The following is a 25,551-nucleotide window of genomic DNA, read 5'->3' as shown; positions in this document are numbered from 1 at the left end:
CCTCAGAAGTACGTCCGGACCAGGTCGGTCACGGTGTAGTCGAGGTCGACGACCGGGATCAGCCGCCACTTGTCGAACGCCGTGCACGGGTGCGAGATCCCGAAGCTGACCAGGTCGCCCGGCCGCAGCCCGGCGTCGGTGCGCAGGAAGGCGTGCTGGTCGGCCAGCTTCTCGACGGTGCCCTCGAGCGGCTCCGCACCGCCGTAGCCGTTGCGCCGCACCGCGAGCGGGACGGGCAGGCCGTGGTCGAAGGGCGCGTCCCGCCTGCCCATGCCGACGATCACCAACCCCTCCTCCGGGGCCGAGATCACCTGGGCCCACACCTCGATGGCCGGGTCCAGGGTGCCCTCGATGCGGTTGTAGGGCGTCTCCTCGGCGTAGAGACCGTGGTCGTGGGTGACGTACGTCCCGCTGCGCAGCACCTTGCGAGGGGTCATCCCGCCCGGCCAGCCCGTGGACCAGCGCTCGGCGAGGACGTCGAAGAAGGCGCTGCCACCTGCGGAGACGATGGCGTCGGCGGCGATCAGGCCGTTGGTGTAGAGACTCGAGGCGAGCTCCTTGAGACGGTCGAAGTAGTCGCCGACCTCTGCCGCGGTCCGCAGCCCACCCTCGTAGCCGGCCACCCCCGCCAGGAGTACGCCCGGCGTGGAGTCGACCACCCGCGCGAGCTCGACGGCCTCGTCGACGGACCGGCAGCCCGTGCGCCCGCTCGGGAAGCCCAGATCGATCAGCACGGCCATCGGCCGGTCCTCGACGCCGACCAGGGCCGAGGCCTCGGCCGCCGCCTCGACACCCTCGACCGAGTCGACCCAGTGCAGGTGGAGGAACTCCGGGTCGGCCGCACGTTCGGAGGCCACCCAGCTCAGCGCGCTGTGGTCGAGGATCTCGTTGGCGACGAGGACCCTGCGTACGCCGGCATGGCGGGCGACCAGGGCCTGGCTCGGTGAGGCGACGGTGATCGCCCACGCGCCGGCGTCGAGCTGTCGCTGGTAGAGCGAGGGCGCCATCGTGGTCTTGCCGTGCGGGGCGAGCAGCAGGCCGTGCTCCTCCGCGAAGCCGGCGAGGGTCGCGATGTTGTGCTCCAGCGCGCTCTGCTTGAGCACCATCACCGGCCAGGTGAACGAGCCGTCGAAGAGGTTGTGGCCGGAGGCTGCGTACGTGGTGAGATCGACGGCTTCTCCCGGCGCCCAGAAGCCCTTGTCCGCCCAGGTCACTTGATCATCCATCGGGACAGAACCTACCGACGGCCCAGCCACGAGACATCGGGTTTTCGAGAAACTGTGGAAATCCCCAGGGAGGTATCGGCGTCGCTTATCGTGACGCCATGGCCAACCGTGCAGCTCAGAGGGCGATGACTCGCCAGCTCCTGCTGGACGCGGCGATGGACCGGTTCGTCGCGAGCGGCTATGCGGCTACGACGATCGACGAGATCGCCTCGGCGGCAGGCACCACCCGGGTGACGTTCTACGCCTACTTCCCCTCGAAGTCCGACGTCATCAAGGCCCTGATCGCCGAGCGCCTCGAGGACGAGCTGGTCCAGCTCCGCTGCCCGCAGGGCAGCTCGCTCGGCGGCCTCGCCGACGCGGTGGCGGCCGGCACCCGCGAGCAGATCGGTGCCTGGATCCGGCAGGCGATGTCCCGATGGCCGGAGGTGCGTCCGATCGTGATGATCGCCCGCGCTGCCCAGGCCGTCGATCCCGATCTCAGCCGCATCGTCGACGGCTGGACGGACGAGACGATCGAGGACGTCAGTGCGGGCCTGGACAAGGCGGACCGGTTCGACGCCGACAGCCGGCGGCTGCGCGGCGCGCTGGCCGTCGGTCAGCTCGACTTTCTGTTCCAGCGCTGGGCGGACGGGTCGTGGGGTGTCGAGCACGACCACGTGTGCGAGCTGGTCACCGAGAGCTGGTTCCAGCTGTTGGGCGAGTGATCCAGCAGGTCACAGGAAGGTCTGGCCCTCGCCCCGGTAGGTCGGCGCGACGGTGATGATCGAGTCGCCCTCGATCAGCTGGAGCGTGTCGAGCCGCTCGCAGACCTCGCCCGCCTTCGCGTGCCGGAACCACACCTTGTCACCGATCGCGAGCTGGTCGGCGGCATGCCCACGCAGCGGCGTCTGGACCTCCCCGGCGCCTTCGGTGCCGACGTACTCCAAGCCGAAGGGGTAGGTCGGACTGGGCACGCGGTCGAGTCCGGGCGGGCCCGAGGCGATCCAGCCACCCCCGGCGACGGTGACGATGCCGGGCGCGGGGCGGCGGACCACGCTCAGCCCGAAGTACGCCGCGGGGTGGGGAGTGAAGCCGTCGTAGCGGTCGAAGAGGGTCGGGCCGTAGAGCCCGGACCCGGCCGCGATCTCGGTCACCGACGGATCGGCATGGGTGGACTCGATCGAGCCCGTGCCGCCGCCGTTGACGAACTCGAGGTCGGCCAGGGAGCGTACGGCCGCGACGATCTTCCCGCGACGCTCGGTGATCTCGGCGATGGAGGCCTTCTTCATCCGTCTGATGACGGCCGCGGGCGGGTTGCCGCTGAGCGGTCGGTCGACGGTGCCGGCGACCTGGCCCTCGTAGGCCATCAGCCCGACCAGCTGGAAGTCCGGGTCGTCGGCGACGATCCGGGCGAGGGCGACGGCGTCCTCGGGGGTGCGGACCGGGGAGCGGCGGGCACCGAGCCAGATGCGGCGCGCGATGACCAGCGCGGCGTCGAGGTCGATGGCCACGCGTACGGGGGCGGCCGGGGTGCCGATCGCGGCCTTGACCAGCGACAACCCCTCGGCACTGTCGACCATCAGGGTGACCCGGGCGAGCTTCTCCTCGTCCTTCGCGAGGGTGGCGAGCGCGGCCCGGTCGGCGGTCGGGTAGCCGACCACGACGTCGTAGTGCGTCTCGGCCAGCCACAGCGCCTCGAACAGCGTGAAGGCCAGGATCCCCTCGTATCCCTCGCGGGCGAGCACCCGGTCGATCAGCGCCCGGCAGCGTACGGACTTGCTGGCGACTCGGATCGGGGTGCCGGCGGCACGGCGTACGAGATCGTCGGCGTTGGCGTCGAACGCCGCGAGGTCCACCGCCCCGACGGGTCCGTCGAGACGGGCGGTCGCCCGGTCGAGCCGTTCGTGCTGCTGGGCGGAGAGATGGTGGGAAGTCGTGACCACGACGCAAGTGTCTATGCCCCGCGCGGCACTCGCGTCAACGGGAGGTGACCATCTGTGCCACCGCGCGGGCCGATCGATGTGGGCGCAGCCGTTGACCGTACGCCTCCGAGGCGACACCCTTTCCCGCGTGAGTCAGTGGCAGAACTGGGCAGGCAACCAGCACGCGGGCGCGGTCGAGGTCGTGGTGCCTCGCGACGAGGCAGAGCTCTCGGCGGTCGTCGTGGCCGCGGCGGAGGCCGGGCGGCGGATCAAGCCGATCGGGGCGGGGCACTCGTTCACCGCGATCGGGTCGCCCGTCGATGTCCAGGTCAGCCTAGATCGTCTCTCCGGGATCGTTCGGGCGGACTCGACGACCGGTCTGGTGACGGTACGCGGCGGCACCCGCCTCAAGGTCCTCAACCGGGCGCTCGAGGCGCTCGGTCTGTCGATGACCAACCTCGGTGACATCGAGGAGCAGTCGATCTCCGGGGCGATCTCGACCGGCACCCACGGCACGGGAGCGCGTTTCGGCGGCCTGGCGACCCAGGTACGCGGCCTGCGGCTGCTCCTCGCCGACGGCTCCGTGATCCCCTGCTCGGCGTCGGAGAATCCGGAGGTCTTCGAGCTCGCCCGCGTGGGACTCGGCGCGCTCGGGATCATCGTCGAGGTCACCCTCCAGACCGAGCCCCTCTTCGCGCTGCGCGCACGCGAGGGCAACGGTGAGCTCGCCGAGGTGATGGCCGCTTTCGACTCGCACGCGTCGGGCACCGACCACTTCGAGTTCTACTGGTTCCCGCACACGACCCGGGTCCTGACCAAGCACAACACCCGGCTGCCGCTGCCGGAGACTCCGCTGGCGCCGGTGGGCCGGCTCCGGGGCTGGTTCGACGACGAGCTCCTCTCGAACCAGGCCTTCGGCGCGACCGTCGGTCTCGGTCTTCGGGTCCCTGCTCTGGTGAAGCCGCTGGCCCGCTTCGCCGCCTCCGCCCTCTCGCCGCGCGAGTTCACCGACATCTCCTACCGCGTCTTCACCTCGCAGCGAAAGGTGAGGTTCGTGGAGAGCGAGTACGCCGTCCCGCGTGCCGTCGGCATGGAGGTCCTCGCCGAGCTCGAGCGTGCCGTGGAGGCGTCCTCGTGGAACATCTCCTTCCCGGTCGAGGTTCGGGTGGCCGGCGCCGACGACATCCCGCTGTCGACCGGGTTCGAGCGCGAGAACGTCTACATCGCGATCCACACCGCGCCCTCCTCGCCGTGGCGCGAGGAGTACTTCGCGACCTTCGAGCGCATCGCCGGCGAGGCCGGTGGCCGCCCGCACTGGGGCAAGATGCACACCCTCACCGCCACTGACCTGGCCGAACGCTATCCGCGGTTCGGCGACTTCGTGGCGCTGCGCGACAAGCTCGACCCGTCGCGTACGTTCGGCAACCCCTACCTCGAGCAGGTCCTCGGCTCTTAACCTGCACTTCTCCCGGGGGTCACCGGCGACCCTTAGCGTGACCCGATGCCGCAGCCTCCCCGACCGCCGCGCATCGCTGAGATCCACGGGCTACGGGGGCTGGCGCTGGCACTCGTGGTGGTCTTCCACCTCTTCGGCAACGGCCGGGTCTCGGGCGGCGTCGACGTCTTCCTCGTGCTGACCGGGTTCCTGGTGACCCGGTCGCTCGTCCGCCGGGTCGCGTCGTCCGAGCTGCGGCTGGGCGACCACTACGGGCGTACGTTCCTGCGGCTCTCGGCTCCGACGCTGGTCGTGCTCGCCGGGACGGCGGTGCTGATGGTGACGGTCATGCCGCGGTCGATGTGGGGCTCGACGTTGCGGGAGATCGCTGCGTCGGCGGCGTACGTCTTGAACTGGGAGATGATCCGGTCACAGCTCGCCTACGGGGCGGCCGGGCCGAGCGCGAGCCCGCTGCAGCACTTCTGGTCGCTGGCGGTGCAGGGACAGTTTCTGCTGGTCTGGCCGCTGGTGGTGCTGGTGATCTGGCGGGTGGCGCGGGCGCGGCTCCGGCTCGTGCTGGCGCTCGTCGTGGCGGTGGCGACGGTGGCCTCGTTCGTCTTCGCGTGGCGGCTGGGGATCGCCGACCAGCAGGTGGCGTACTTCCACACCGGGGCACGCTTCTGGGAGCTCGGCGTCGGCGCGCTGCTCGCGCTCGGGCTCGACGGTCTCCGTCCACCGGGGGTCGCGCGCCCGGTGCTCGCCTGGGCCGGGCTGCTGCTCGTCGCGAGCTCGGGGTTCGTGCTCGACGGTGCCGCGCTCTTCCCGGGGCCGTGGGCGCTGTGGCCGGTCGGCGGGGCGCTGCTGGTCGTGCTCGGCTCGGGATCGACGGCTCGCTGGGGGCCGCAGCGGCTCCTCGCGGTGCGGCCGCTGCGGTTCGTCGCGGACATCTCCTTCCCGCTCTATCTGTGGCACTGGCCGCTGCTGGTGGCGTGGCTGAGCTGGACGTACGCCACCCGGACCACGCTCCTCGCCGCAGTGATCGTGCTCTCGGCCTCGGTGGTCCTGGCCTGGCTCACCCACCGGTTCGTCGAGGTGCCGGTCACCCGCCTCGGACCGTCCTTCACGGGCCTCAGCCGGCTCGTGACCGTCCCGGTGGTGCTCGCGCTGGTCGCGGGCACGACGTTGGCCGGCGCCACCGCTGTCGAGCGCCAGGACGCTGCCGCGAGGGCGGCCGCCGTCGCCGCCGCGAAGAAGTACGCCGGCTGTATCGGCGCGGCTGCCATGGACCCCGCGACCGCCGGCTGCGAGGGTCCGGACCGGCTGCTCGACGCCAGTCTCGGCTACCAGGCGCCCGACGGGTCGGGCTGCTGGTCCAACAAGGAGCGGCCGGTGCGGTTCAAGGTGTGCACGCTCGGGCCGGCTCGCGGCTACACGCGGCGGCTGCTCGCGATCGGCGACTCGCACAACCACCAGCTCGTCCCCGCCTACCGCGAGATCGCCGAACGCCGCGGGTGGCGCATCGACGTCGCCAGCCGCGCCGGCTGCCACTGGAACGCGCGCGATCGTGTCGGCACCCCCCGGACGACCGTCGAGCTGTGCCGGCAGTGGAAGTCGCGGCTCGCGACCTATCTCTCCGAGGAGCGGGGGATCGATGCGTACGTCGTCATCCACTCCAGCCAGGTCGCGGTCGAGGCCGTCGGTGACGAGACGACCGGCGAGGCGCTCAGTCGTGGTCTCGCGGAGGCATGGGCGAGCCGGCCGGACCCGTCGGTGCCGGTCATCGCGATCCGGGACAGCCCGATCTTCGAGGGCAGCACCACCCGGTTCGCCCGCGTGGTCCAGCCGTGCATCGACGACGCCGGCCTCGCGGCGGGATCGACCTGCGCGCGCGACCGGGACCGGGCCGTACGCGACGACGGCACCGCCGGCGCGGTTCGGCTGACCCCGAACGCCCATCGTGTCGACCTCACCGACTACTTCTGCGAGGCCGACACCTGCTCGCCCGTCGTCGGCAACCTGCAGGTCTACCAGGACGGCTTCCACATCTCGCCGCTCTACGCCGCGACCCTCGCGCCCTACCTCGGCGACCGGATCGCCACGATCCTGCGCTGATCGTGCCGAGCTAGGCGGCCGCCGGCTCCGGCTCGGGCTCGTCCTCGTGCGGGAAGTGGGTCTGCTTGAAACGTACGGCCATCTTGGTCGACGGCCCCATGGCGGCGGCAGCGGCGACGATGATCGCGCCGATCACGATCCAGCCGGCGCCGCTGTAGAAGTCGGGGTGCCAGCCCATGGCGAGGAAGGTGAACAGGGCCGGGGCCCACGCGCCGCCGAGCTGGCGGCCGATGCCTGCGACACCTTCGTACTCGCCACGCCGCTCGGGGTCCATGAGCTCGGCCTGGAAGGCCCACGAGGCGGAGCCGATGGCCAGCTCGGCGCCGGTCACGGCGACGTGGCCGAGCCAGACCAGGAAGATGGTGAGGAACCCGCGGGTGTCGTGGGTGACCAGCGTGATCGCGCAGGCGGCGACGAAGAACGCGCTGCTCCACCACACCCGGCGCAACGCGTCGCGGACGTCGTGGACGCCCTTGGACGTGTAGGCCGGGAGGATGATGCACAGCACCGTGTTGGTGGCGAAGAGCCAGGCCAGCAGCCAGCGCGGCGAGTCGGTGAATTCGACCAGCCACAGCGGGATCACGGTGTGCAGCAGCACCTGGTTGGACCACAGCGTGCCGGTGAAGGTGGTCACCAGGAGCCAGCCGACGTTGCGCAGCGCGCCCGGGCCGGGCAGCTTCTCGGTGACCTCGCCGGCCGCGCGGCGCTCCTCGTGGGGCGCCCGCGGCAGCCGGGTGATCCAGACGGAGTTGGCGATCCCGATGGCCAGCGCGAAGAACGGCACGCCCCACTTGAGGACGGTGTCGGTGTCCAGCGCGAGCGCGATGCCGGCGATCAGAGCACCGATGGTGAAGCCGAGGTTGAGGCTGGAGTACATGAACGCCTGGGTCGCGACCCGCTCCTTGTCGGGCAGCACATCGAGGACGTACGCATTCCGGCCGGCACCGCCCGCGTTGTTGACCACCTCGAAGACGACGATGACGCACAGGTAGGCCCAGAAGCCGTGGATGAACGGCATCGTCGCGAACATCAGCGCGCTGATCAGCGCACTGATCGCCCAGATCCGCTTCGGGCCGATGAAGTCGGCCAGCCGGCCCATCGGGTAGGCGGTGAGGAAGCTCGCGATCCCGGCGACCGTCAGGCCGACACCGATCTGCGCCGGGCTCAGGCCGACGAACGCGACCAGGTAGAACGCGGCTGCGGTGTTGAACGTCCCGTCCCCCGCCGCGAAGAGCAGCGACTGCGTCGCCAACCGCCGCGACAACGGTGTCGGCGGGATGAGGTTGCTGATGAAACCGGGCAGGGGCACCGGCCAATTCCACCACCGCGACCGGGTCATTGCCGACTGGTTTTCTGCCGAGGCGTCACCCCGGTCGGCCGAGACGTCAGGCGCGTCGGCCGAGGTGGCATCGATGTGCCGGATCGGCCGACCGGCGTGACCTCTCGACCTGCGTACGTGACGTCTCGGCCGACGGGAGTGACGCCTCGGCTCAGGGGCGGTGGGAGGCGAGGGCCTCGACAGCGTCGCGGGCGGTGGCGGCGATGGCGAGGTCGACGTCGTTCTGGATCCGGGCGGTGCGGTCGGAGTCGGTGAGCACGGCGATGGCGACGCGGCCGGCAGGATGGGTGACCACGGCGATCTCATGTCGCAGGGTGAGGAACCCGCCGGTCTTGCCGGCGAGCTGGATGTCGTCGGCGAGCAGGTCGGCGGCGATGCGATGGGTGAAGACCTGCTTGCCCATCAGCCGCCGCACCAGCTCGGTCGCCTCGGGCTTGGCGACCTCGTCGCGCCAGATGCGCTCGAGCAGGTCGACGCAGGCGCGCGGAGAGCCGACGGTGGCGCGTTCGACGTCGAGCGAGTCGATGACGTGCCGCCCGCCGGGCCGGCGGCCCTCGACCGCGAGCTGGGTGGCGAGGGCGAAGTCGTGGCCGGCGACGCGGGTGGCGTAGTCGTACATCGGCTGCATCCGGTGCCGCACCCGCAACCCCTCCACGCCCCACTCGGCGAGCTGCTCGTCGACCTCGCGCGGCGAGACCTTGTCGAAGAGCGCGTCGGCGGCGGCGTTGTCGCTGAGGCCGAGCATCATCAGCATCAGGTCGGTGACCGAGCAGGTCGCATCGTGGGTGAACGCCGAGATGCCGTACGGCCCGTAGCTCCGCTCCGCCGCGGTCAGCGTCACCATCTCGCCGCCGTCGATCTCGCCGCGGGCGATCCGGTCGGCCACGACCAGCGCCAGCGGGACCTTCGCCACCGACGCCAGCGGCATCGGCCGGTCGACACCGACCCCGACCTCGTGGCCGGTGTCGAGGTCGCGGGCGAGGAACGCGATCCGTACCTGGAGCTCTCGGAAGCGCTCGGCCGTCGCCTCGGCGAGGTCGATCAGGTGGCGGTCGCTGCCGACGAGCGGACTCATGCGGGTCCTTCCTCGGCTGCACCGACGCAGGCACCGAGCAGGGCGAGCGCCTGCTCGCGCACGGGGCCGGCCGCCAGCGGTGCGGGCGGTGGTGGCTGCTCGACGAGCCGGTGGCCGCGCGCCACCGTCTCGACGAAGGGCGACCAGCTCAGTCCGTACGTCACCGCCTCGTGCCGAGCGCAGACCAGGCTCGCGCGCCCCGCCATGGTCTCGGCCACCGCGAGCTGGTGCGGGGCGCGGCGGAGGGCGGCCGGTCCGATGCCGGCCCGATCCGCGAGCCGCCGCAGCCGTCCGGCCGGATCGTCGAGGTCTCGTGGGAGGGCCAGCACATGCGTACGTTGCCCGCCTCGGCGCGGTCGCAGCGAGCTCAGCGACACCGGCCCTTCGGCGGTCCCGGGAGCGGTGGCCGCGCCCAGCCGGGTGAGCCACGTGGCCGCGTCGGGGTCGCACGTCTCGACCGTCCAGGCGGCCGACACCGGCGTCTCGTCGTGGTCGCTGTCGCTCGCGAGGCGTACGTCGACGCCTTCGGCCTCCAGCAGCGCGACCAGTCGCGCGAGCGGAGCGGGGTCGCAGCCGGACGGCACCGCGACCACGAAGCTCTCCCGGTCGTGCCGGCGGATGCTCCGCAGCAGATGGTCGGCCTGGTCGAGCAGGTGCCTGGCCCGTGGCAGCAGCGCCGTGCCGGCCGGGGTGAGCGCGATCTGCCGGCGGGTGCGGTCGAGCAGCTCCACCCCGAGCTCGCGCTCGAGAGCACGCAGGCGACGGCTGAGGAGCGGCTGGTCGACGCCGAGCTCGAGCGCGGCCTCGGAGACGCTCATCTCGTCCGCGACGGCGGCGAAGCCGCGCAGGTGAAGCAGTAGGTCCACGCGTACAGGATGGCTGATCGGCCCCACCTCGTCCCATGTCGGCGATGCATACGTCCATGCCGGATCGTCCTTGGACGTGGTCGCGGCGGCACCATCACGATGCTCGGCATGACCACACCGATCCTCAGCCGCCGCACCCTCCTGGGCGGAGCCGCCACCGCGGCCGCCGTCGCCGCGACCGGCGTCAGCAGCTCCGTGGCGTACGCCGCCGACAGCCCCGCGATCGCCGCACTCGAGCAGAAGCACCAGCGTCACCTCGGCGTCTGGGCCAAGAACATGCGGACCGGCCGCGTCATCGAGCACCGTGCCGACGAGCGCTTCCCGATGCTGTCGACCTTCAAGACCCTGCTCGGCGCTTCGATCCTGCGCGATCATCCCGCGCGTACGCTCCAGCAACGCCTGACTTGGGAGGCCGCCGACGTCGTCGTCAACTCGCCGATCACCTCGCTCACCGTCCGCAACGGCCTGACCGTCGCGCAGCTGGCCGAGGCGACGATCACCCGGTCCGACAACACCGCCGCCAACGAGCTGCTCCACCTCATCGGCGGCCCCGCCGGCATCACCCGCTTCGCCCGATCGCTCGGCGACTCGGTGACCCGGCTCGACCGCTGGGAGCCCGACCTCAACAGCGCGATCCCCGGCGACCCGCGCGACACCACCTCGCCGCGTGCGATCGCGCAGACCTACACCAAGCTGGTGCTCGGCGACGCCCTCGACCGCGCCGACCGGGACCAGCTGCTCACCTGGATGCTGGCCAACCAGTCGACCGTCACCAGGTTCGGCGCCGGGGTTCCGGCCGGCTGGCGGCTCGCCGACAAGACCGGCGGTGGTGACTACGCGTCACGGAACGACGTCGGCGTCACCTGGACCCCTGACGGCGCGCCGATCGTCATCGCCGCCCTCACCCGCTCCGACGACCCGACCGCAGCGCCCCTCGACACCCCGCTCGAAGACATCGCGAGGTGCGTCTGTGAGGAGCTCGCCTGACCCGATCAGGACCCTCGCGCCCACGGCTCGTCGCTCCCCGCGAGCACGTCGGCATCGTGGCGCTCGTCGTACGCCTGCTGCGCCAGCAGCACGTCGTCGACATGGGACTCCGCCCACAGCTGCAAGGCGATCAACGGCTCTCGGAGCGTACGCCCAAGCGGAGTTAGCCGGTATACCGGAGACTCGTCTCCCGGAGCGGGGCGGGAGATCATCCCGTCCCGCTCGAGCGCGCGAAGGGTGTCTACCAGCACCTTCTTCGAGATGCCGCCGACCTCCCGGTGAAGATCGCCGAACCGCCGCGGGCTCCGGTCCAGCAGGATCACGATCATCGCCGTCCACTTGTTGGCGATACGCGCCAGCGACTCGCGTGAAGGACACTTCGCGGAGAACACCGTCCATTCGACCTGCGACGCGTCTGTCTGCGACATGTTGACCTCCCGGTGGTCACGTTGAAGTAACCGGCGACTGCCGGGAACCATGGAAAACGCCCCCAGCCTACGAAGACAGGACAACGTGATGACCGTGAACGACGTGCTCCAGCGCTACGGCGCCGCTGTATCGGCCGGCGACATGGAAGGGCTCGCCGCGACCCTGCACGACGACGTCGTGTGGCATCAGCCGGGCCGCAACCAGCTCTCCGGCGACCACCGAGGCCCTGACGCCGTCGTCGCCCACCTCGGCCGTTTCATGGAGCTCAGTAGCGGGACGTTCGCTCTCGAGACGCTGTCGGCGACCGAAGCCGGCGACCTCGTCGCCACCACGGTGCGCTTCACCGCGACCCGCGCCGACGGCGCAACTCTCGACCAACACGGTGTGGACGTCTTCCGCGTCGACGGTGACAAGATCGCCGAGATCTGGCTCATCGGCGAGGACCAGGACGCCGAGGACAGGTTCTGGGGCGTCTGAGCCCAGGCGGTCCAGTCGACGACATCGCGGCGGCTGTCTGCGCCGAGCTCGGTTGAGTCGTTGGGATACCCAGTTAACCGGGGAAACCTGCACTTCTCTGGCGTTGCATTGCCTGAGAAGTGCAGGAATACCCTGTTAACCGGGTATTCCTGCAGCCGGCTCAGGCTCCGTACACCTTCTCCGGCACCGGCGCCTGGGCGAGCAGCTTGCGGAGGGCGGGCCCGACGTCGGCGGCGTCCCAGCGGGCTCCGGCGTCGGCGGAGGGGCCGTGGGCCCAGCCGTTCTCGACGGTCATCGTGGGCCCGTCGATCTCGATGACCCGGCCGGTGACGTCGCGCGCCTCCGAAGAGGCGAGCCAGGCGACGACCGGTGAGTTGTCCTCGGGCAGCGCCATCGCGGAGGTGTCGAAGGCGCCCTCGGTCATCCGGGTCTTGGCGACCGGCGCGATGGCGTTGACGGTGACGCCGTAGCGCGACATCTCGGCGGCGGCGACCAGGGTGAGCCCGGCGATCCCGGCCTTGGCGGCGGAGTAGGTGCCCTGTCCGATCGAGCCCTGCAGCCCCGCGCCGGACGAGGTGTTGATCACCCGCGCGTCCCGCTGCCGCCCGGCCTTGGACTCGGCCCGCCAGTACGCACCCGCGTGCCGCAGCGTCGCGAAGTGACCCTTCAGATGCACTCGGATGACCGCGTCCCACTCCTCCTCGGAAGTGTTGACGAGCATCCGGTCGCGTACGAATCCGGCGTTGTTGACGAGGATGTCCAGGCCCCCGTACGTCTCGATGGCCTGCCCCACCATCGCCTCGGCATCCGCGAAGTCGGCCACGTCGGCGGCATTGGCGATTGCCTCCCCACCTGCGGCGACGATCTCGTCAACGACCTGGGAAGCGGGCGACTCACCAGTGCCCTCGCCCGCCAGCGAGACGCCGAAGTCGTTGACGACCACCTTCGCCCCGTGACGGGCGAGCTCGAGCGCATGCGCCCGGCCGATGCCTCGCCCCGCTCCGGTGACGATCGCGATCCGGCCTTCGAGCAGTCGAGCCATGTGGCGTCCCTTTCCAGTCTTGCGTTCAGAAACCAAGCAACTGCTAGGCTACCAAGCAATCGCTAGGTTAGGCAGTGCTGAATCGAGGATGGGCACCATGGGCATCTCCACCGAGATCACCGACGAGCAGATCGCCGTCGTCACGATGAACCACCCTCCGGTGAACGCACTGCCGGTCAAGGGCTGGTTCGAGGTTGCCGACGCCGTCACCACCGCCGCCGAGAACAACGCACGAGTCGTGATCCTGCGTGCCGAGGGCAAGGGCTTCAACGCCGGCGTCGACATCAAGGAGATGCAGCAGATCGAGGGGTTCGAGGGCATCCTCGGCGCCAACCGCGGCTGCTACGCGGCATTCAAGGCGATCTACGAGTGCCCCGTCCCCGTCATCGCCGCGGTCAACGGCTTCTGCCTCGGCGGAGGCGTCGGCCTGGTCGGCAACGCCGACACCATCGTGGCCAGCGACGACGCCTTCTTCGGCGTACCCGAGGTCGACCGCGGCGCCCTCGGCGCCGCCACCCATCTGAGCCGGCTGGTGCCGCAGCACATGCTGCGTACGCTCTACTTCACCGCCCAGACCATCACCGCCCAGCGCCTCCACGAGCTCGGCTCGGTCCACCAGGTCGTTCCCCGGGAGAACCTCGATGAGGCCGCCCTCGATGTCGCCCGGCAGATCGCGAAGAAGGACCCGCAGGTCATCCGCGCTGCCAAGGCCGCGCTCAACGGCATCGACCCGGTCGACGTGAACGCCTCCTACCGCTTCGAGCAGGGCTTCACCTACGAGCTCAACCTCGCCGGCGTGGCCGACGAGCGCCGCGACGCCTTCGTGAAGGACGGCAAGTGATGCCGACCCGGCTCGTCCTGACGCAAGAACGTGCCGAGTCGGCTCGTTCTGACCGTTTTCCTCACCGAGTCGGCGCGTCATGACGAGCCGACTCGACCCGATTTCTTGTCAGTTTGCGCCGACTCGGCGCGATCAGGAGGCTCGATGAGCACCGAACAGACATTTCGTACGCCGCTGACCGAGCTGACCGGGGTCGACCACCCGATCGTGCAGACCGGGATGGGCTGGGTCGCGGGGCCGCGGCTCGTCTCGGCCACCGCCAACGCGGGCGCGCTCGGCATCCTGGCCTCGGCCACGATGACCCTCGACGAGCTGGAGAAGGCGATCGTCGAGGTCAAGGGCCGCACCGACAAGCCGTTCGGCGTGAACCTGCGCGCCGACGCCTCGGACGCCCCCGACCGCTGCCGGCTCCTGATCGATCACGGCGTCAAGGTCGCCAGCTTCGCGCTGGCGCCGAAACCCGAGCTGATCAGCACGCTCAAGGAGCACGACATCGTCGTGATGCCGTCGATCGGCGCGGCCAAGCACGCCAAGAAGGTGGCGGCCTGGGGCGCCGACATGGTGATGATCCAGGGCGGCGAGGGCGGCGGCCACACCGGCGCGGTCCCGACCACCCTGCTCCTCCCCAGCGTCCTGGACGCGGTCGACATCCCCGTCGTCGCCGCGGGCGGCTTCTTCGACGGCCGCGGGCTCGCGGCCGCGATGGCCTACGGCGCGGCCGGCATCGGCATGGGCACGCGGTTCCTGCTCACCGCCGACTCGGCCGTCCCGGAGGACGTACGACGGCGCTACCTGAGCTTCGGCCTCGACGGCACCGTCGTGACCACCAAGGCCGACGGCATGCCGCACCGCCTGCTCCGAACCGAGTTCATCGACACGCTCGAGAAGGAAGGCATCACGGCGAAGCTGCTGCGCACCCTCAAGCGCACCCGGCAGTTCAAGGAGATGTCCGGCCTCCCCTGGCGGACCCTGATCAAGGACGGCCGCGCGATGGTCCACGGCGGCGATCGCACCTGGGCCGAGGTCGTACTCGCCGCCAACACCCCCATGCTGCTCCGCGCCGGCCTGGTCGAGGGCGACACGAACGCCGGGATGCTCTCCAGCGGTCAGGTCGTCGGCCTCCTCGATGACCTCCCCACCTGCGAGGAGCTGGTCGACCGCATCGTCGCCCAGGCCGCCGACCGCCTCAAACACCTGGACGCGACCCGCGCCTGAGCCTCAGGGTGGACCCATGGCCATCGAGGTTCGCCCGGCGACGGTGTTCGAGGACGTACGCACTCTTGTCGGTCCCAAACGACCCGACGCCAGCGTGTGCTGGTGCCTGAGCTACCGGATCCCGTCGAAGCTCAACAACGAGCTGCACGGACCGGAGCGGGGCGACTACGTGCGCGGCCTGCTCGAACAGGGGCCGCTGGGCGTGCTCGCCTACGACGGCGACGAGCCCGTCGGCTGGACCGCGATCGCACCCCGCGCAGACACGTCCTTCGCCCGCAACCGGAAGATCCCCCACGTCGACGACCTGCCGGTCTGGTCCCTGTGGTGCATCCGCGTGCGGCCGGGCCATCGCGGCAAGGGCATCTCGCACACGCTCATCGAGGGTGCCGTCGACTTCGCGCGCGACCACGGCGCACCGGCCGTCGAGGCGTATCCGCTCGACAACCAGGGCGCCAAGGTCGACCTGACCATGGCGTACGCCGGGATCCGCAAGAACTTCGAGGCAGCCGGCTTCACGCACGCCGCCGACACCACCTCGGTCCTCGCCGGCCACCCGCGCGTGCTGATGCGGCGTGATCTGAGATGAGGCGCTGGTTGACCTCGATCGGTAGAGTGTGAGTCGTGAAGACCGAGACGAGCCGCGTACGCATCGCGCTCGTCGCACTTTTCACGCTGATGCTCCCGGCGCTGATGAGCGTCGATCCCGAGCAGGCGCTGCTCACCATCGCCGTCTCTACCGCGCTCGCGGCGGTCGCCGTCGGAGCGATCCACAACGTCGGTGCGTTCGCCCTGGTCAGGGCCCATTCGACGGCACCGCGTGACGCTTCCGAGGGACCTCACCATCTCGCTGCCCGGGTCACCGACCCGGTGTGCTCCCCGCGCCGCCCGCGCGCTCCTGAGCAGGTCTGACACTCGCCGAACCCGGCGAGCCCGTCAGCCCTACCCACTCATCTCAGGAGCACACCCATGTCCGTTCTCGCCCCGCTGTCGCACGCCCTCGCCGCCGTCCTCGCCGGCGCCCACCACGTCCTCTCCTTCGTCGGCCCCAACGTCAGCTGGCTGCTGGCCATCGCCGCGGTCGTGGTGCTGGTCAGACTCGCCCTCCTGCCGCTCACGATCCGCGGCGTACGCCACTCCCACGCCTCTGCCCGCGCCCGCCCGCAGCTCCAGGCGCTGACCAAGAAGTACTCGAAGAAGAGCTCGTCCGGGAGCCCGAGCCAGGCCGACGTGATGGCGATGATGGAGGAGCGGCGCAAGATCAACGAGGAGCACGGCGTACCCCGCTTCGCCATGCTCGCCGCCTTCGCCCAGCTGCCGATCTTCCTGGCGCTCTACCACCTGCTCTCCGACGTCAGCCGGAACAACGCGGTTGGCGCGATGAACGACTCGCTGGTCGCCTCGCTCGGGAACGCGACCTTCCTCGGCACGCCGCTGACCGGCCACGGCTACCTCTCCGGCGACACCACCCACCTGGTGATCACCCTCGGCCTCGCCGCCACCGCCGCGCTGGTCAGCTATCTCAGCCAGCGGCTGTGGGTCCTGCCCAACATGGTGCGCACCGACATGCCCGAGTCGATGATCCGGATCCAGGAGATGATGCCGGTCATCTCCGCCGGCGGCATGCTCCTCGCCGGCAGCACCGTCCCCCTCGCCCTGCTCGTCTACTGGGTCATCAGCGGCCTGTGGACCGCCGGTCAGGCCGCGGTCATCCACCGCTGGTTCCCCACCCCCGGCTCCCCCGCCGCAGCACGCGCCGAGAAGCGACACGAGAAGCGGGCCGTACTCACAGTCGCTCGATGATGGTGACGTTGGCCTGGCCGCCACCCTCGCACATGGTCTGCAGTCCGTAGCGGCCGCCGGTGCGCTCGAGCTCGTTGAGGAGGGTGGTCATCAGCCGGGTGCCGGTGGCGCCGATGGGGTGGCCGAGGGCGATGCCGCCACCGTTCACGTTGACCTTCGAGTGCGGGACGTCGAGCTCCTTCATCCACGCCAGGACGACACTCGCGAAGGCCTCGTTGCACTCGAACAGGTCGATGTCGTCGACCGACAGGCCGGTCTTGGCGAGGGCGTGACGGGTGGCCTCGATCGGGCCGGTGAGCATCCAGACCGGGTCGTCGCCGCGGACGGAGAGGTGATGGATCCGGGCGCGCGGGGTGAGGCCGAAGGTCCGTACAGCCGCGGCCGAGGCGACCAGCAGTGCTGAGGAGGCGTCGCAGATCTGGGAGGCGACGGCGGCGGTGATCCGTCCGCCGGGGGCGAGCGGCTCCAGCGAGGCCATCTTCTCGAGGGACGTGTCGCGCGGGCACTGATCGACGGCGAAGTCGCCGACCGGCACGATCTCCCGGTCGAACCGCCCCTCGGCGATCGCGGTCTTGGCGCGCTGGTGCGAGGCGAGTGCGTACGCCTCCATGTCCTCCCGCGAGATGTCCCACTTCTCCGCGATCATCTCGGCGGAGCGGAACTGGGAGATCTCCTGGTCGCCGTAGCGCTTCACCCAGCCGGGCGACTCGGCGAACGGGGTGGTGTAGCCGTATTGCGCCCCCACCAGCATCGCCGCGGAGATCGGGATCGCGGACATGTTCTGCAGCCCGCCCGCGACGACCAGGTCCTGGGTCCCGGACATGACACCCTGCGCAGCGAAGTGCACCGCCTGCTGCGAGGAGCCGCACTGCCGGTCGATGGTGACGCCGGGTACGTGGTCAGGCAGCCCGGCCACCAGCCACGCCGTCCGCGCGACGTCGCCGGCCTGCCCGCCGATGGTGTCGCAGCACCCCATGATCACGTCGTCGACGGCACCCGGGTCGATCCCGGTGCGGTCGACGAGCGCGGTGAGCGCGTGAGCACCGAGATCGGCCGGATGGACCCCGGCGAGCGCGCCTCCGCGCTTGCCCACGGGAGTGCGAACGGCGTCGACGATGAATGCCTCAGGCACGAGTTGCTCCTTCGATCGAAAGCACTTTCCCGCCATGGCGGGAAAGTGAACGGCTCTGACGGACTGCGGCGTCCCATTTCCCCGCCATGGCGGGGAAATGGCGCCCGCGGGCCGGGTCAGGCATGTTGGCTGCTCACCGAGAGGACCTCGCCGGTCATGTACGACGAGTAGTCGCTGGCCAGGAAGACCATGACGTTGGCGACCTCCCACGGCTCGGCGGCACGCCCGAACGCCTCGCGACCCTTGAGCTCGACGAGCAGCTCGGGCGAGGTGACCTTCTCCAGGAACGGGTGCATCGCGAGCGACGGCGAGACCGCGTTGACGCGGATCCCGTGCGGCGCCAGGTCCGCGGCGGCGGAGCGGGTCAGCGCCATCACCCCGGCCTTGGCGGCGGCGTAGTGCGCCTGCCCCTCCTGGGCCCGCCAGCCGATCACGGAGGCGTTGTTGACGATCACGCCACGCTTCCCGGCGGCCACGAACCGCTGCCCGACGGCCCGGATGCATCGGAACGTCCCGGTGAGGGTGATGTCGAGAACCTTCCCCCACTGCTCGTCGGTCATCTCCAGCACCGACGCGGTCCCGCCGAGGCCGGCGTTGTTGATCATCACGTCGACACCGCCGTACGGCTCCGCGGCGTCGAGCAGCGCTTGGACCTGGTCCTCCTGGGTGACATCGCAGGTCACGGCCGTGATCCGGTCCTCGCCGAACTCCTCGGCGAGGGCGTCGCGCGACTCCTTGAGCCGTCGCTCGTGGGTGTCCGAGACGACAACCCCCTTCGCGCCCTCCTCGAGCACCTTCCGCACCACCGCCGCCCCGATCCCCGCACCGGCAGCCGCGGTCACGACGACGACGCGGCCCTCCAGGAGCGAGTGGCCGGGGACGTACGCGGGGGTTGGCTGTTCCGGCTTCATGCACGGGCCTCTCGTGGCAGGCCGAGGACGCGCTCGGCGATGATGTTCCGTTGGATCTCGTCCGAGCCGCCGTAGATCGTGTCGGCCCGGGAGAAGAGGTAGAGGGACTGGAGTCGATCGAGCGCGTAGCCCTCGCCGGTGGTCAGCCCGGCGAGCCCGACGACGTCCATCGCCAGCTCGCCGAGCTCGCGGTGCCACCGCGCCCACAGCAGCTTGGAGACGCTCGCCTCGGGGCCGGAGGAGCCGGAGTCGTACGCCGAGAGGGTCCGCAGCGCGTGCAGCCGGAGCACCTCCAGCCCGACATGTGCCTGGGCGAGTCTCGACGAGATGTCAGGGTCGTCGATGGCGCCGTTGGCCCGGGCGGCCTCTTCGACCGTCTCCAGCTCGCGGGCGAAGCCGACCTGCTGGCCGATCGTGGAGACACCGCGCTCGAACCCGAGCGTCGCCATCGCGACCTTCCAGCCGTCGCCGGGCTCACCCACGACCAGGTCGGCCGAGGTGACGGCGCCGTCGAAGAAGACCTCGTTGAACTCGGAGGTGCCGGTGAGCTGCTCGATCGGCCGTACGTCGACACCGGGCTGCGCCATCGGCACCAGCAGATAGGAGAGCCCATGATGGCGGGACGACCCGGGCTCGGTCCGGCACACGACGAAGCACCAGTCGGAGAGGTGGGCGTTCGACGTCCAGACCTTCTGCCCGTCCACGACCCACTGGTCACCGTCCAGTCTGGCCCGCGTCCGCACCCCGGCCAGGTCGGAACCGGCGCCGGGCTCGGAGTAACCCTGGCACCACAGCTCCTCCACGGCCACGATCTTCGGCAGGAACCGCTCCTTCTGAGCAGACGTTCCGTGGGCGATCAAGGTAGGGCCGAGCAGCTCCTCGCCGAGATGGTTGATCCGGACCGGGGCGTCCGCTCGGGCGTACTCCTCGTGGAAGATCACCTGCTGGAACAGCGGCAGGCCGCGTCCGCCGTACTCCTCGGGCCAGCCCAGGCAGGTCCACCCGTGCGAGGCCAGGTAGCGGTTCCAGGCCAGCCGCCCCTCGTACGACTCGTGGTCGCGGCCGTTCCCGCCGGTGCCGCGCAGCGCGGCCCACTCGCCGACCAGGTGGTCGGCCAGCCACTCGCGCACCTCGGCACGGAACGCCTCGTCCTCGGCGGAGTAGGTCAGGTCCATGCCGGACAACCTACCAAACCAAGCACTTGTTTGGTAGCGTCTGCGGCATGAGCGCCACTCCAACCGAGACCAGTGTCGTGACGTACGAGACCCACGGACCCGTCGCGGTGGTGCGGCTGAACCGCCCCGAATACCGCAACGCCCAGAACTCGAAGGTGACCTACGCGCTCGACGAGGCGTTCACCCGAGCGACCAACGACGACGAGATCAAGGTGATCGTCCTCGGCGGCAACGGCAAGCACTTCTGCGCCGGCCACGACATCGGCACGCCGGGCCGCGACATCGACGAGAGCTTCGAGCGCAAGGCCGTGATGTGGTGGGACCACGTCGGCAAGGAGGGCGTCGACTCCCGCTTCGCGCGCGAGTCCGAGGTCTACCTCGGCATGTGCCGCCGTTGGCGCGAGCTGCCGAAGCCGACGATCGCGATGGTGCAGGGCGCCTGCATCGCCGGCGGCCTGATGCTGGCCTGGTCCTGCGACTTCATCGTCGCCTCCGACGACGCCTTCTTCTCCGACCCGGTGGTCAAGATGGGCATCCCCGGGGTCGAGTACTTCGCCCACCCGTGGGTCACCAACCCCCGCGCCGCCAAGGAGATGCTCTTCACCGGCGACCGCTTCTCCGCCGAGCAGGCCGAGCGCTGGGGCATGGTCAACCATGTCGTACGCCGCGACGACCTCGAGACCGAGACGCTCGCCCTCGCGGGGCGGATCGCCGAGATGCCGCGCCTGGGGCTGGCGCTGGCGAAGAAGGCGGTCAACCAGGCCGAGGATCTGATGGGCATGCGCGCCGGGATGGACTCGGTCTTCGGCCTCCACCACGCCGCCCACGCCCACAACGCCGAAGTCGGCAAGGACTCGCTCGCTGGGATGAACGCGAGGTCGATGAAGAAATGAGCACGCTGGAGTTCACCGAGGCCGAGGAGGCCTTCCGCCTCGAGGCCCGCGAGTGGCTTGCCGCCAACAACCCCGGCCGACTGCCGTCGATGGACACCGCCGAGGGAGCCGCCGCCCACCGGGAGTGGGAACGCACCCTAGCCTCCGGCCGCTGGTCGGTCGTCACCTGGCCCGACGTCTACGGCGGTCGGGACGCGTCGCTCACCGAGTGGGTCATCTTCGAGGAGGAGTACTACCTCGCCGGCGCCCCCACCCGGATCAGCCAGAACGGCATCTCGCTGCTCGCGCCGATCATCTTCGGTCACGGGACCGAGGCGCAGAAGGAGCGCTACCTGCGCGACATGACCGATGGGTCATTGGTCTGGGCGCAGGCGTGGTCCGAGCCCGAGGCAGGGTCCGATCTGGCGTCCTTGCGCGCCTCCGCGACCCGGGTCGACGGCGGCTGGAGGCTCAATGGCCAGAAGACCTGGAGCAGCCGGGCGCCCTTCGCCGACCGCGGCTTCGGGCTCTTCCGGAGCGACCCGTCCGCCGAGCGGCACCGAGGCCTGACGTACTTCCTCTTCCCGCTCGACGCCGACGGCGTCACGGTCCGTCCGATCGACCAGCTCGACGGAACGCCGGGCTTCGCGGAGATCTTCTTCGACGACGTCTTCGTGCCCGACGAGGACGTGCTCGGCGGGGTCGGCGACGGCTGGAAGGTCGCGATGTCGACCGCGGGCAACGAGCGGGGTCTCTCGCTGCGCTCGCCGGGACGGTTCTGCGCCGCCGCCGACCGCCTCCTCGACCTGTGGCAGACCGACCCGCAGCCGCATCTCCGCGACCAGGTCGTCGACGCCTGGATCGGGGCCGAGGCCTACCGTCTCTACACCTGGGGCACCGTCACCCACGTCGAGGCCGGCGGCTCGGTCGGCGCCGAGGGCTCGATCAACAAGCTGTGGTGGTCCGACCTCGACCTCGCGCTGCACGAGACCGCGCTCTCGCTGCTCGGTGCCGACGCCGAGCTCGACGGCCGCTGGCTCGACGACTACCTCTTCTCCCTGTCCGGCCCGATCTACGCCGGCACCAACCAGATCCAGCGCAACATCGTCGCCGAGCGGGTGCTCGGCCTGCCGAGGGGTGGCCGATGAGGTTCGGACGTACGCCGGAGCAGCACGCATTCTCCGAAGCACTCGACGATCTGCTTGGCACCGCTGGCGTGCCGTCGGTCGCCCGTGCCTGGGCGGCAGGTGACCACTCCTCCGGCCTGAAGCTGTGGCAGCGGCTCGCCGAGCTCGGTGTCACCGGGCTGCTGGTGCCGGAGGCGCACGGGGGCGTGGGAGCGACCCCGGTCGACCTGACCGTCGCCTTCGAGCGGCTCGGATACCACGGTGTCCCGGGACCGTGGATCGAATGCGTCGCTGTCACACCGACGCTCGTCGTAGGTACGCCCCGGGCAGATCTCCTCGCCCGTCTGGCTGCCGGAGAGACGGTGGTGTCCGTCGCACCACCGCTCGTCTTGCCGGAAGCAGCCCGGCCGGAAGCAGAGCAGGCCTCGGCCGTGAAAGAAAAATTTCCTTCACGGCCGGCGCGGGCTGTCGACGCGGACATCGCAGAGCGAACGTACGCGTTGAGCACCACCCTCCACGACGCTGTTGTCGGCACCGAGCGCAGGTCTGTCGACCCGACCCGACGACTCTTCGACGTGACCCCGGGAGAGGAGATCGCCATGGTCGACGCGGCGACCGCCCACGACCTCGGCACCCTCGCCTGCTCGGCCCAGCTCCTCGGGGCCGGGCTGAGACTGCTCGACGACTCGGTCACCTATGTGAAGCAGAGGACGCAGTTCGGGCGGCCGATCGGGGAGTTCCAGGCGGTGAAGCACCTGCTGGCGGACGTACGCGTCGCCCTGGACTTCGCTGCCCCGCTGGTCCACAACGCGAGCCTGACCCTCGAGCCGCGAGACGTATCAGCCGCGAAGGTCGCAGCCGGCGATGCGGCGTACCTCGCCTCGCGCACCGCGCTCCAGGTCCACGGCGCGATCGGCTACACCCGCGAGTTCGACCTGAGCCTGTGGATCCTGAAGGTGCGCGCGCTGGTCGGCGCCTGGGGAACCCCTGCGGAGCATCGGGCCAGGATCCTCGAGTCGCTGGTGGAGGGCCGATGAGGTTCGCGCTCACCGAGGAGCAGACCGACCTGGTCGCGACCGTTCATACGCTGATCGCCAAGCGGGCCGCGTCGATGGACCTGCGGGCGGCGATCAGCACGCCCGAGGGCTACGACACCACCCTGTGGCAGACGCTCAGCGAACAGATCGGGGTGACCGCGCTGGCGGTCCCCGAGGCGTACGGAGGGGTCGGCTGCTCCTACATCGAGGCGCATCTCGTCCTCGAGGAGCTCGGCGCCACGCTCACGCCCTCGCCGTTCGTCGGTACCCTGCTGGCGACCCAGGTCCTGACCGCCGCAGACACCCCACAGGCCGGTGAGCTGCTGGAGCGGATCGCCGGCGGGGCCACGGCCGCGGTCTCCACCCCGGGATCCGATCTCGTCATCGACGCGTCCGGCGCGGAGATCCTCCTCGTGCTGCGCGGCGACCAGGTCCACGCGGTGGACCCTTCGGCGGCCACGATCACCCCGGCCCCCGCCCTGGACCCGACCTGGAGGTTCGCGACGGTCACCGGCGAAGACCCGACAGACGACGCCGTCGGCACGGTCGACCCGGCGTACGTCACCACCGTCGGCGCCACCATGATGACCGCCCTTCAGGCCGGCGCCGCGCGCGAGGCGCTGGAGCGTACGGTCGCCTATCTCAAGGAGCGCCACCAGTTCGGTCGCCCGCTCGGCTCGTTCCAGGCGCTCAAACACCGCTGCGCCGACCTGCTGGTCCAGGTCGAGACCGCCCGGACGATGAGCTGGGCAGCGGCCTGGGAGCTCACCCAGCCGACTCCGGACGTACGTCTCGTCCACGCCGCGAAGACCTGGTGCTCCGATGCGTTCTCGCAGGTCGCGGCCGAGATGATCCAGCTCCACGGCGGAGTGGCGATCACCTGGGAGCACGACGCCCACCTCTACTTCAAGCGCGCCCATGCCACCGCTCAGCTCTTCCGAGGAGACACGTGAACAAGACTCCGCTCGACAAGACATTGCCCCTCACCGAGGTCAGCAGCAAGCTCGAGTCCGGGATGACCATCGGCATCGGCGGCTGGGGCTCGCGGCGCAAGCCGATGGCGCTGGTCAAGGAGATCCTCCGCAGCGACATCACCGACCTGACCGTGGTCGCGTTCGGTGGCCCCGACGTCGGCCTGCTCGCACGGGCCGGGAGGATCCGCAAGCTGGTCTACGGCTTCGTCAGTCTCGACTCGATCCCGCTCGACCCGAACTTCACCCGTGCCCGCGAGCGCGGCGAGATCCCGGAGACGAGCGAGTACGACGAGGGCATGTTCGTCGCCGGCCTTCGCGCCGGGGCGAACCGGCTCTCGTTCCAGCCCATCCGTGCCGGTCTCGGCAGCGACGTGATGGCGATGAACCCCGACCTGAAGACGGTGAGGTCGCCCTACGACGAGGAGGAGTACGTCGCCGTCCCTGGCCTCCGCCTCGACGTCTCGCTCATCCATCTCAACCGCGCCGACGCGGCCGGCAACGGGCAGTACCTCGGGCCCGACCCCTACTTCGACGACCTCTTCGCGATGGCCGCCGACACCACGATCATGTCCGTCGAGCAGATCGTCTCCACCGACGACCTGACCGCCAAGGCCCCGCCACAGTCGCTCCTGGTCCCGCGGATCTTCGTCAACCACGTCGTCGAGGCCCCCGGCGGCGCCCACTTCACCAGCTGCGAGCCGGACTACGGCCGCGACGAGGAGTTCCAGAAGACGTACGTCGCGGCGGCCAAGGCCGAGTCCGACGAGCAGTGGACCGAGTTCGAGGAGCGTTACCTGTGAGCCTGCAAACGATCAGCCGAGCAGACATCTGCGTGGCCGCCGTCTCGGACGCCTTCAAGGGCTCCGGCGAGGTGCTCGCCCACGCTGTCGGGATCGTCCCGGCCATCGGCGTACGCCTGGCCAAGGCCACCCACACCCCCGAGCTCGCGCTCAGCGACGGGGAGGCGTTCATGATGGCCGAGGCTCCGCCGCTGCTGAAGACGGCGGCGGCCGGCGGCACCCCGGAGGCCTGGGTGCCGTTCCGCAGCATCTTCGACATCGTCGCCAGCGGTCGCCGGCACTCGATGATGGGCGCCAGCCAGATCGACCGCCACGGCAACCAGAACATCTCCTCGATCGGCGACTGGCGGCAGCCGAAACGCCAGCTGATCGGCGTACGCGGCGCCCCCGGCAACACGGTCAACCACCGTGTCGACTACTGGGTCGCCAAGCACTCCGCCCGGATCTTCGTCGACCGCGTCGACGTCGCCAGCGGCGTCGGCAACGATCGAGCGGTCGGCACCGCCGGCCGCTTCCACGACCTCGGCGTCATCGTCACCAACCTCGCCGTCTTCGGCTACGACGAGTCCGGGCTCGTCAAGGTTGACTCGATCCACCCCGGCGTCACCCCCGAGGAGCTCCAGGAAGCGACCGGCTTCCCGATCGACGCCGCCAACGCGCCCCTCACCCGCGAGCCCACCCCCGAGGAGCTGAAGATCATCGAAGCCGAAGACCCCAAGGGCCTGCGCTTCAAAGAGGTCCCGTAAGCCCCGCCCGCCCCGCTGGTCGAGCCGCGAGG

General features: G+C 70.4%; 26 protein-coding genes. 16 read left to right on the top strand and 10 right to left on the bottom strand.

Translation table 11 applies throughout. The features are described 5' to 3' along the window. Window positions 1-2: 2 nt before the first annotated feature. Window positions 3-1,226: an alanine racemase gene (locus ACW14X_RS15515; protein ID WP_457162574.1), complete on the bottom strand. Its 1,224-nt coding sequence runs from the start codon at window positions 1,224-1,226 to the stop codon at window positions 3-5. Window positions 1,227-1,324: 98 nt separating this feature from the next. On the opposite strand from ACW14X_RS15515, the gene ACW14X_RS15510 reads away from it, so the two are divergent. Continuing rightward, a complete protein-coding gene (locus ACW14X_RS15510; RefSeq protein ID WP_457162573.1) occupies window positions 1,325-1,930 on the top strand; it encodes a TetR/AcrR family transcriptional regulator in 606 nt (201 codons plus the stop codon). 9 nt (window positions 1,931-1,939) lie between these two features. Here the strand turns inward: ACW14X_RS15510 and ACW14X_RS15505 are convergent, their stop codons facing one another. Continuing rightward, entirely contained in the window at window positions 1,940-3,148 is a 1,209-nt protein-coding gene (locus tag ACW14X_RS15505; protein ID WP_160026280.1) for an amino acid deaminase/aldolase, read from the bottom strand. Between the two features lie 127 nt (window positions 3,149-3,275). Here ACW14X_RS15505 and ACW14X_RS15500 point away from each other — a divergent pair, with 127 nt between their 5' ends. Both ACW14X_RS15500 and ACW14X_RS15495 read left to right on the top strand, forming a co-directional pair. Further along, a complete protein-coding gene (locus ACW14X_RS15500; RefSeq protein WP_457162572.1) occupies window positions 3,276-4,583 on the top strand; it encodes a D-arabinono-1,4-lactone oxidase in 1,308 nt (435 codons plus the stop codon). A gap of 45 nt (window positions 4,584-4,628) precedes the next feature. Next, window positions 4,629-6,674, top strand: a complete 2,046-nt coding sequence (locus ACW14X_RS15495) for an acyltransferase family protein (protein ID WP_457162571.1) — start codon at window positions 4,629-4,631, stop codon at window positions 6,672-6,674. A gap of 10 nt (window positions 6,675-6,684) precedes the next feature. On the opposite strand, the gene ACW14X_RS15490 is transcribed toward ACW14X_RS15495, so the two are convergent. From ACW14X_RS15490 to ACW14X_RS15480, 3 genes are all read right to left on the bottom strand, one after another. Then, complete coding sequence (locus ACW14X_RS15490) at window positions 6,685-7,983, bottom strand: MFS transporter (RefSeq protein ID WP_457162570.1); 1,299 nt, start codon at window positions 7,981-7,983, stop codon at window positions 6,685-6,687. 181 nt (window positions 7,984-8,164) lie between these two features. Continuing rightward, entirely contained in the window at window positions 8,165-9,088 is a 924-nt protein-coding gene (locus ACW14X_RS15485; protein ID WP_457162569.1) for a serine hydrolase, read from the bottom strand. Further along, window positions 9,085-9,954 carry a LysR family transcriptional regulator gene (locus tag ACW14X_RS15480; RefSeq protein WP_457162568.1) on the bottom strand — a complete coding sequence of 290 codons (870 nt, stop codon included), beginning with the start codon at window positions 9,952-9,954 and terminating at the stop codon, window positions 9,085-9,087. The genes ACW14X_RS15485 and ACW14X_RS15480 overlap by 4 nt, the downstream gene beginning before the upstream one ends. Before the next feature lie 108 nt (window positions 9,955-10,062). Here ACW14X_RS15480 and bla point away from each other — a divergent pair, with 108 nt between their 5' ends. After that, window positions 10,063-10,941 carry a class A beta-lactamase gene (bla, locus tag ACW14X_RS15475; RefSeq protein WP_457162567.1) on the top strand — a complete coding sequence of 293 codons (879 nt, stop codon included), beginning with the start codon at window positions 10,063-10,065 and terminating at the stop codon, window positions 10,939-10,941. Between the two features lie 5 nt (window positions 10,942-10,946). Here the strand turns inward: bla and ACW14X_RS15470 are convergent, their stop codons facing one another. Continuing rightward, window positions 10,947-11,369, bottom strand: a complete 423-nt coding sequence (locus ACW14X_RS15470) for a winged helix-turn-helix transcriptional regulator (protein WP_457162566.1) — start codon at window positions 11,367-11,369, stop codon at window positions 10,947-10,949. An 88-nt stretch (window positions 11,370-11,457) separates the two neighbouring features. Between ACW14X_RS15470 and ACW14X_RS15465 the strand changes: the two genes are divergently transcribed. Continuing rightward, complete coding sequence (locus ACW14X_RS15465) at window positions 11,458-11,847, top strand: nuclear transport factor 2 family protein (RefSeq protein WP_457162565.1); 390 nt, start codon at window positions 11,458-11,460, stop codon at window positions 11,845-11,847. A 160-nt stretch (window positions 11,848-12,007) separates the two neighbouring features. Here ACW14X_RS15465 and ACW14X_RS15460 read toward each other — a convergent pair whose 3' ends face one another. Beyond that, window positions 12,008-12,889: an SDR family oxidoreductase gene (locus tag ACW14X_RS15460; protein WP_457162564.1), complete on the bottom strand. Its 882-nt coding sequence runs from the start codon at window positions 12,887-12,889 to the stop codon at window positions 12,008-12,010. A 97-nt stretch (window positions 12,890-12,986) separates the two neighbouring features. On the opposite strand from ACW14X_RS15460, the gene ACW14X_RS15455 reads away from it, so the two are divergent. The 5 genes from ACW14X_RS15455 to yidC all read left to right on the top strand — a co-directional run bounded on the left by ACW14X_RS15455 (window position 12,987) and on the right by yidC (window position 16,745). Continuing rightward, window positions 12,987-13,730, top strand: coding sequence for an enoyl-CoA hydratase family protein (locus ACW14X_RS15455; protein ID WP_457162563.1), 744 nt, complete (start codon window positions 12,987-12,989; stop codon window positions 13,728-13,730). Window positions 13,731-13,874: 144 nt separating this feature from the next. Beyond that, complete coding sequence (locus ACW14X_RS15450) at window positions 13,875-14,945, top strand: NAD(P)H-dependent flavin oxidoreductase (protein WP_457162562.1); 1,071 nt, start codon at window positions 13,875-13,877, stop codon at window positions 14,943-14,945. A 16-nt stretch (window positions 14,946-14,961) separates the two neighbouring features. Beyond that, the gene (locus ACW14X_RS15445; RefSeq protein WP_457162561.1) at window positions 14,962-15,531 is read left to right on the top strand and encodes a GNAT family N-acetyltransferase; all 570 of its coding nucleotides are present in this window, start codon (window positions 14,962-14,964) and stop codon (window positions 15,529-15,531) included. Between the two features lie 35 nt (window positions 15,532-15,566). Then, window positions 15,567-15,854 (top strand): hypothetical protein, encoded by a 288-nt coding sequence (locus ACW14X_RS15440; protein ID WP_457162560.1) that lies wholly within the window; start codon window positions 15,567-15,569, stop codon window positions 15,852-15,854. Window positions 15,855-15,911: 57 nt separating this feature from the next. Further along, a complete protein-coding gene (yidC, locus tag ACW14X_RS15435; RefSeq protein ID WP_457162559.1) occupies window positions 15,912-16,745 on the top strand; it encodes a membrane protein insertase YidC in 834 nt (277 codons plus the stop codon). Here yidC and ACW14X_RS15430 read toward each other — a convergent pair. From ACW14X_RS15430 to ACW14X_RS15420, 3 genes are all read right to left on the bottom strand, one after another. Continuing rightward, entirely contained in the window at window positions 16,729-17,877 is a 1,149-nt protein-coding gene (locus tag ACW14X_RS15430; RefSeq protein WP_457162558.1) for an acetyl-CoA C-acetyltransferase, read from the bottom strand. The two genes, yidC and ACW14X_RS15430, sit on opposite strands and share 17 nt — an antisense overlap. A 116-nt stretch (window positions 17,878-17,993) precedes the next feature. After that, entirely contained in the window at window positions 17,994-18,788 is a 795-nt protein-coding gene (locus tag ACW14X_RS15425) for an SDR family oxidoreductase (RefSeq protein WP_457162557.1), read from the bottom strand. Further along, a complete protein-coding gene (locus tag ACW14X_RS15420; RefSeq protein WP_457162556.1) occupies window positions 18,785-19,963 on the bottom strand; it encodes an acyl-CoA dehydrogenase family protein in 1,179 nt (392 codons plus the stop codon). Before ACW14X_RS15420 ends, ACW14X_RS15425 begins: the two co-directional genes overlap by 4 nt. A gap of 47 nt (window positions 19,964-20,010) precedes the next feature. On the opposite strand from ACW14X_RS15420, the gene ACW14X_RS15415 reads away from it, so the two are divergent. Genes ACW14X_RS15415 through ACW14X_RS15390 form a run of 6 tightly spaced genes read left to right on the top strand, consistent with a single transcriptional unit; the run spans window position 20,011 to window position 25,519 of the window. Next, window positions 20,011-20,856: an enoyl-CoA hydratase gene (locus ACW14X_RS15415; protein WP_160026262.1), complete on the top strand. Its 846-nt coding sequence runs from the start codon at window positions 20,011-20,013 to the stop codon at window positions 20,854-20,856. Continuing rightward, on the top strand, window positions 20,853-21,983 hold the full coding sequence (locus ACW14X_RS15410) for an acyl-CoA dehydrogenase family protein (RefSeq protein ID WP_457162555.1): 1,131 nt from the start codon (window positions 20,853-20,855) through the stop codon (window positions 21,981-21,983). The genes ACW14X_RS15415 and ACW14X_RS15410 overlap by 4 nt, the downstream gene beginning before the upstream one ends. Continuing rightward, on the top strand, window positions 21,980-22,999 hold the full coding sequence (locus tag ACW14X_RS15405; RefSeq protein WP_457162554.1) for an acyl-CoA dehydrogenase family protein: 1,020 nt from the start codon (window positions 21,980-21,982) through the stop codon (window positions 22,997-22,999). The genes ACW14X_RS15410 and ACW14X_RS15405 overlap by 4 nt, the downstream gene beginning before the upstream one ends. Continuing rightward, complete coding sequence (locus tag ACW14X_RS15400; protein ID WP_457162553.1) at window positions 22,996-23,952, top strand: acyl-CoA dehydrogenase family protein; 957 nt, start codon at window positions 22,996-22,998, stop codon at window positions 23,950-23,952. Before ACW14X_RS15405 ends, ACW14X_RS15400 begins: the two co-directional genes overlap by 4 nt. Next, the gene (locus tag ACW14X_RS15395; RefSeq protein ID WP_457162552.1) at window positions 23,949-24,773 is read left to right on the top strand and encodes a CoA transferase subunit A; all 825 of its coding nucleotides are present in this window, start codon (window positions 23,949-23,951) and stop codon (window positions 24,771-24,773) included. Before ACW14X_RS15400 ends, ACW14X_RS15395 begins: the two co-directional genes overlap by 4 nt. Beyond that, on the top strand, window positions 24,770-25,519 hold the full coding sequence (locus ACW14X_RS15390) for a CoA-transferase subunit beta (RefSeq protein ID WP_457162551.1): 750 nt from the start codon (window positions 24,770-24,772) through the stop codon (window positions 25,517-25,519). Before ACW14X_RS15395 ends, ACW14X_RS15390 begins: the two co-directional genes overlap by 4 nt. Window positions 25,520-25,551 lie beyond the last annotated feature (32 nt).

The sequence above is a fragment of the Nocardioides sp. YJ-D4 genome (assembly GCF_054031495.1).
The sequence above is the reverse complement of the archived record's forward strand: the minus strand, read 5'-3'. Positions and strand labels throughout refer to the sequence as shown.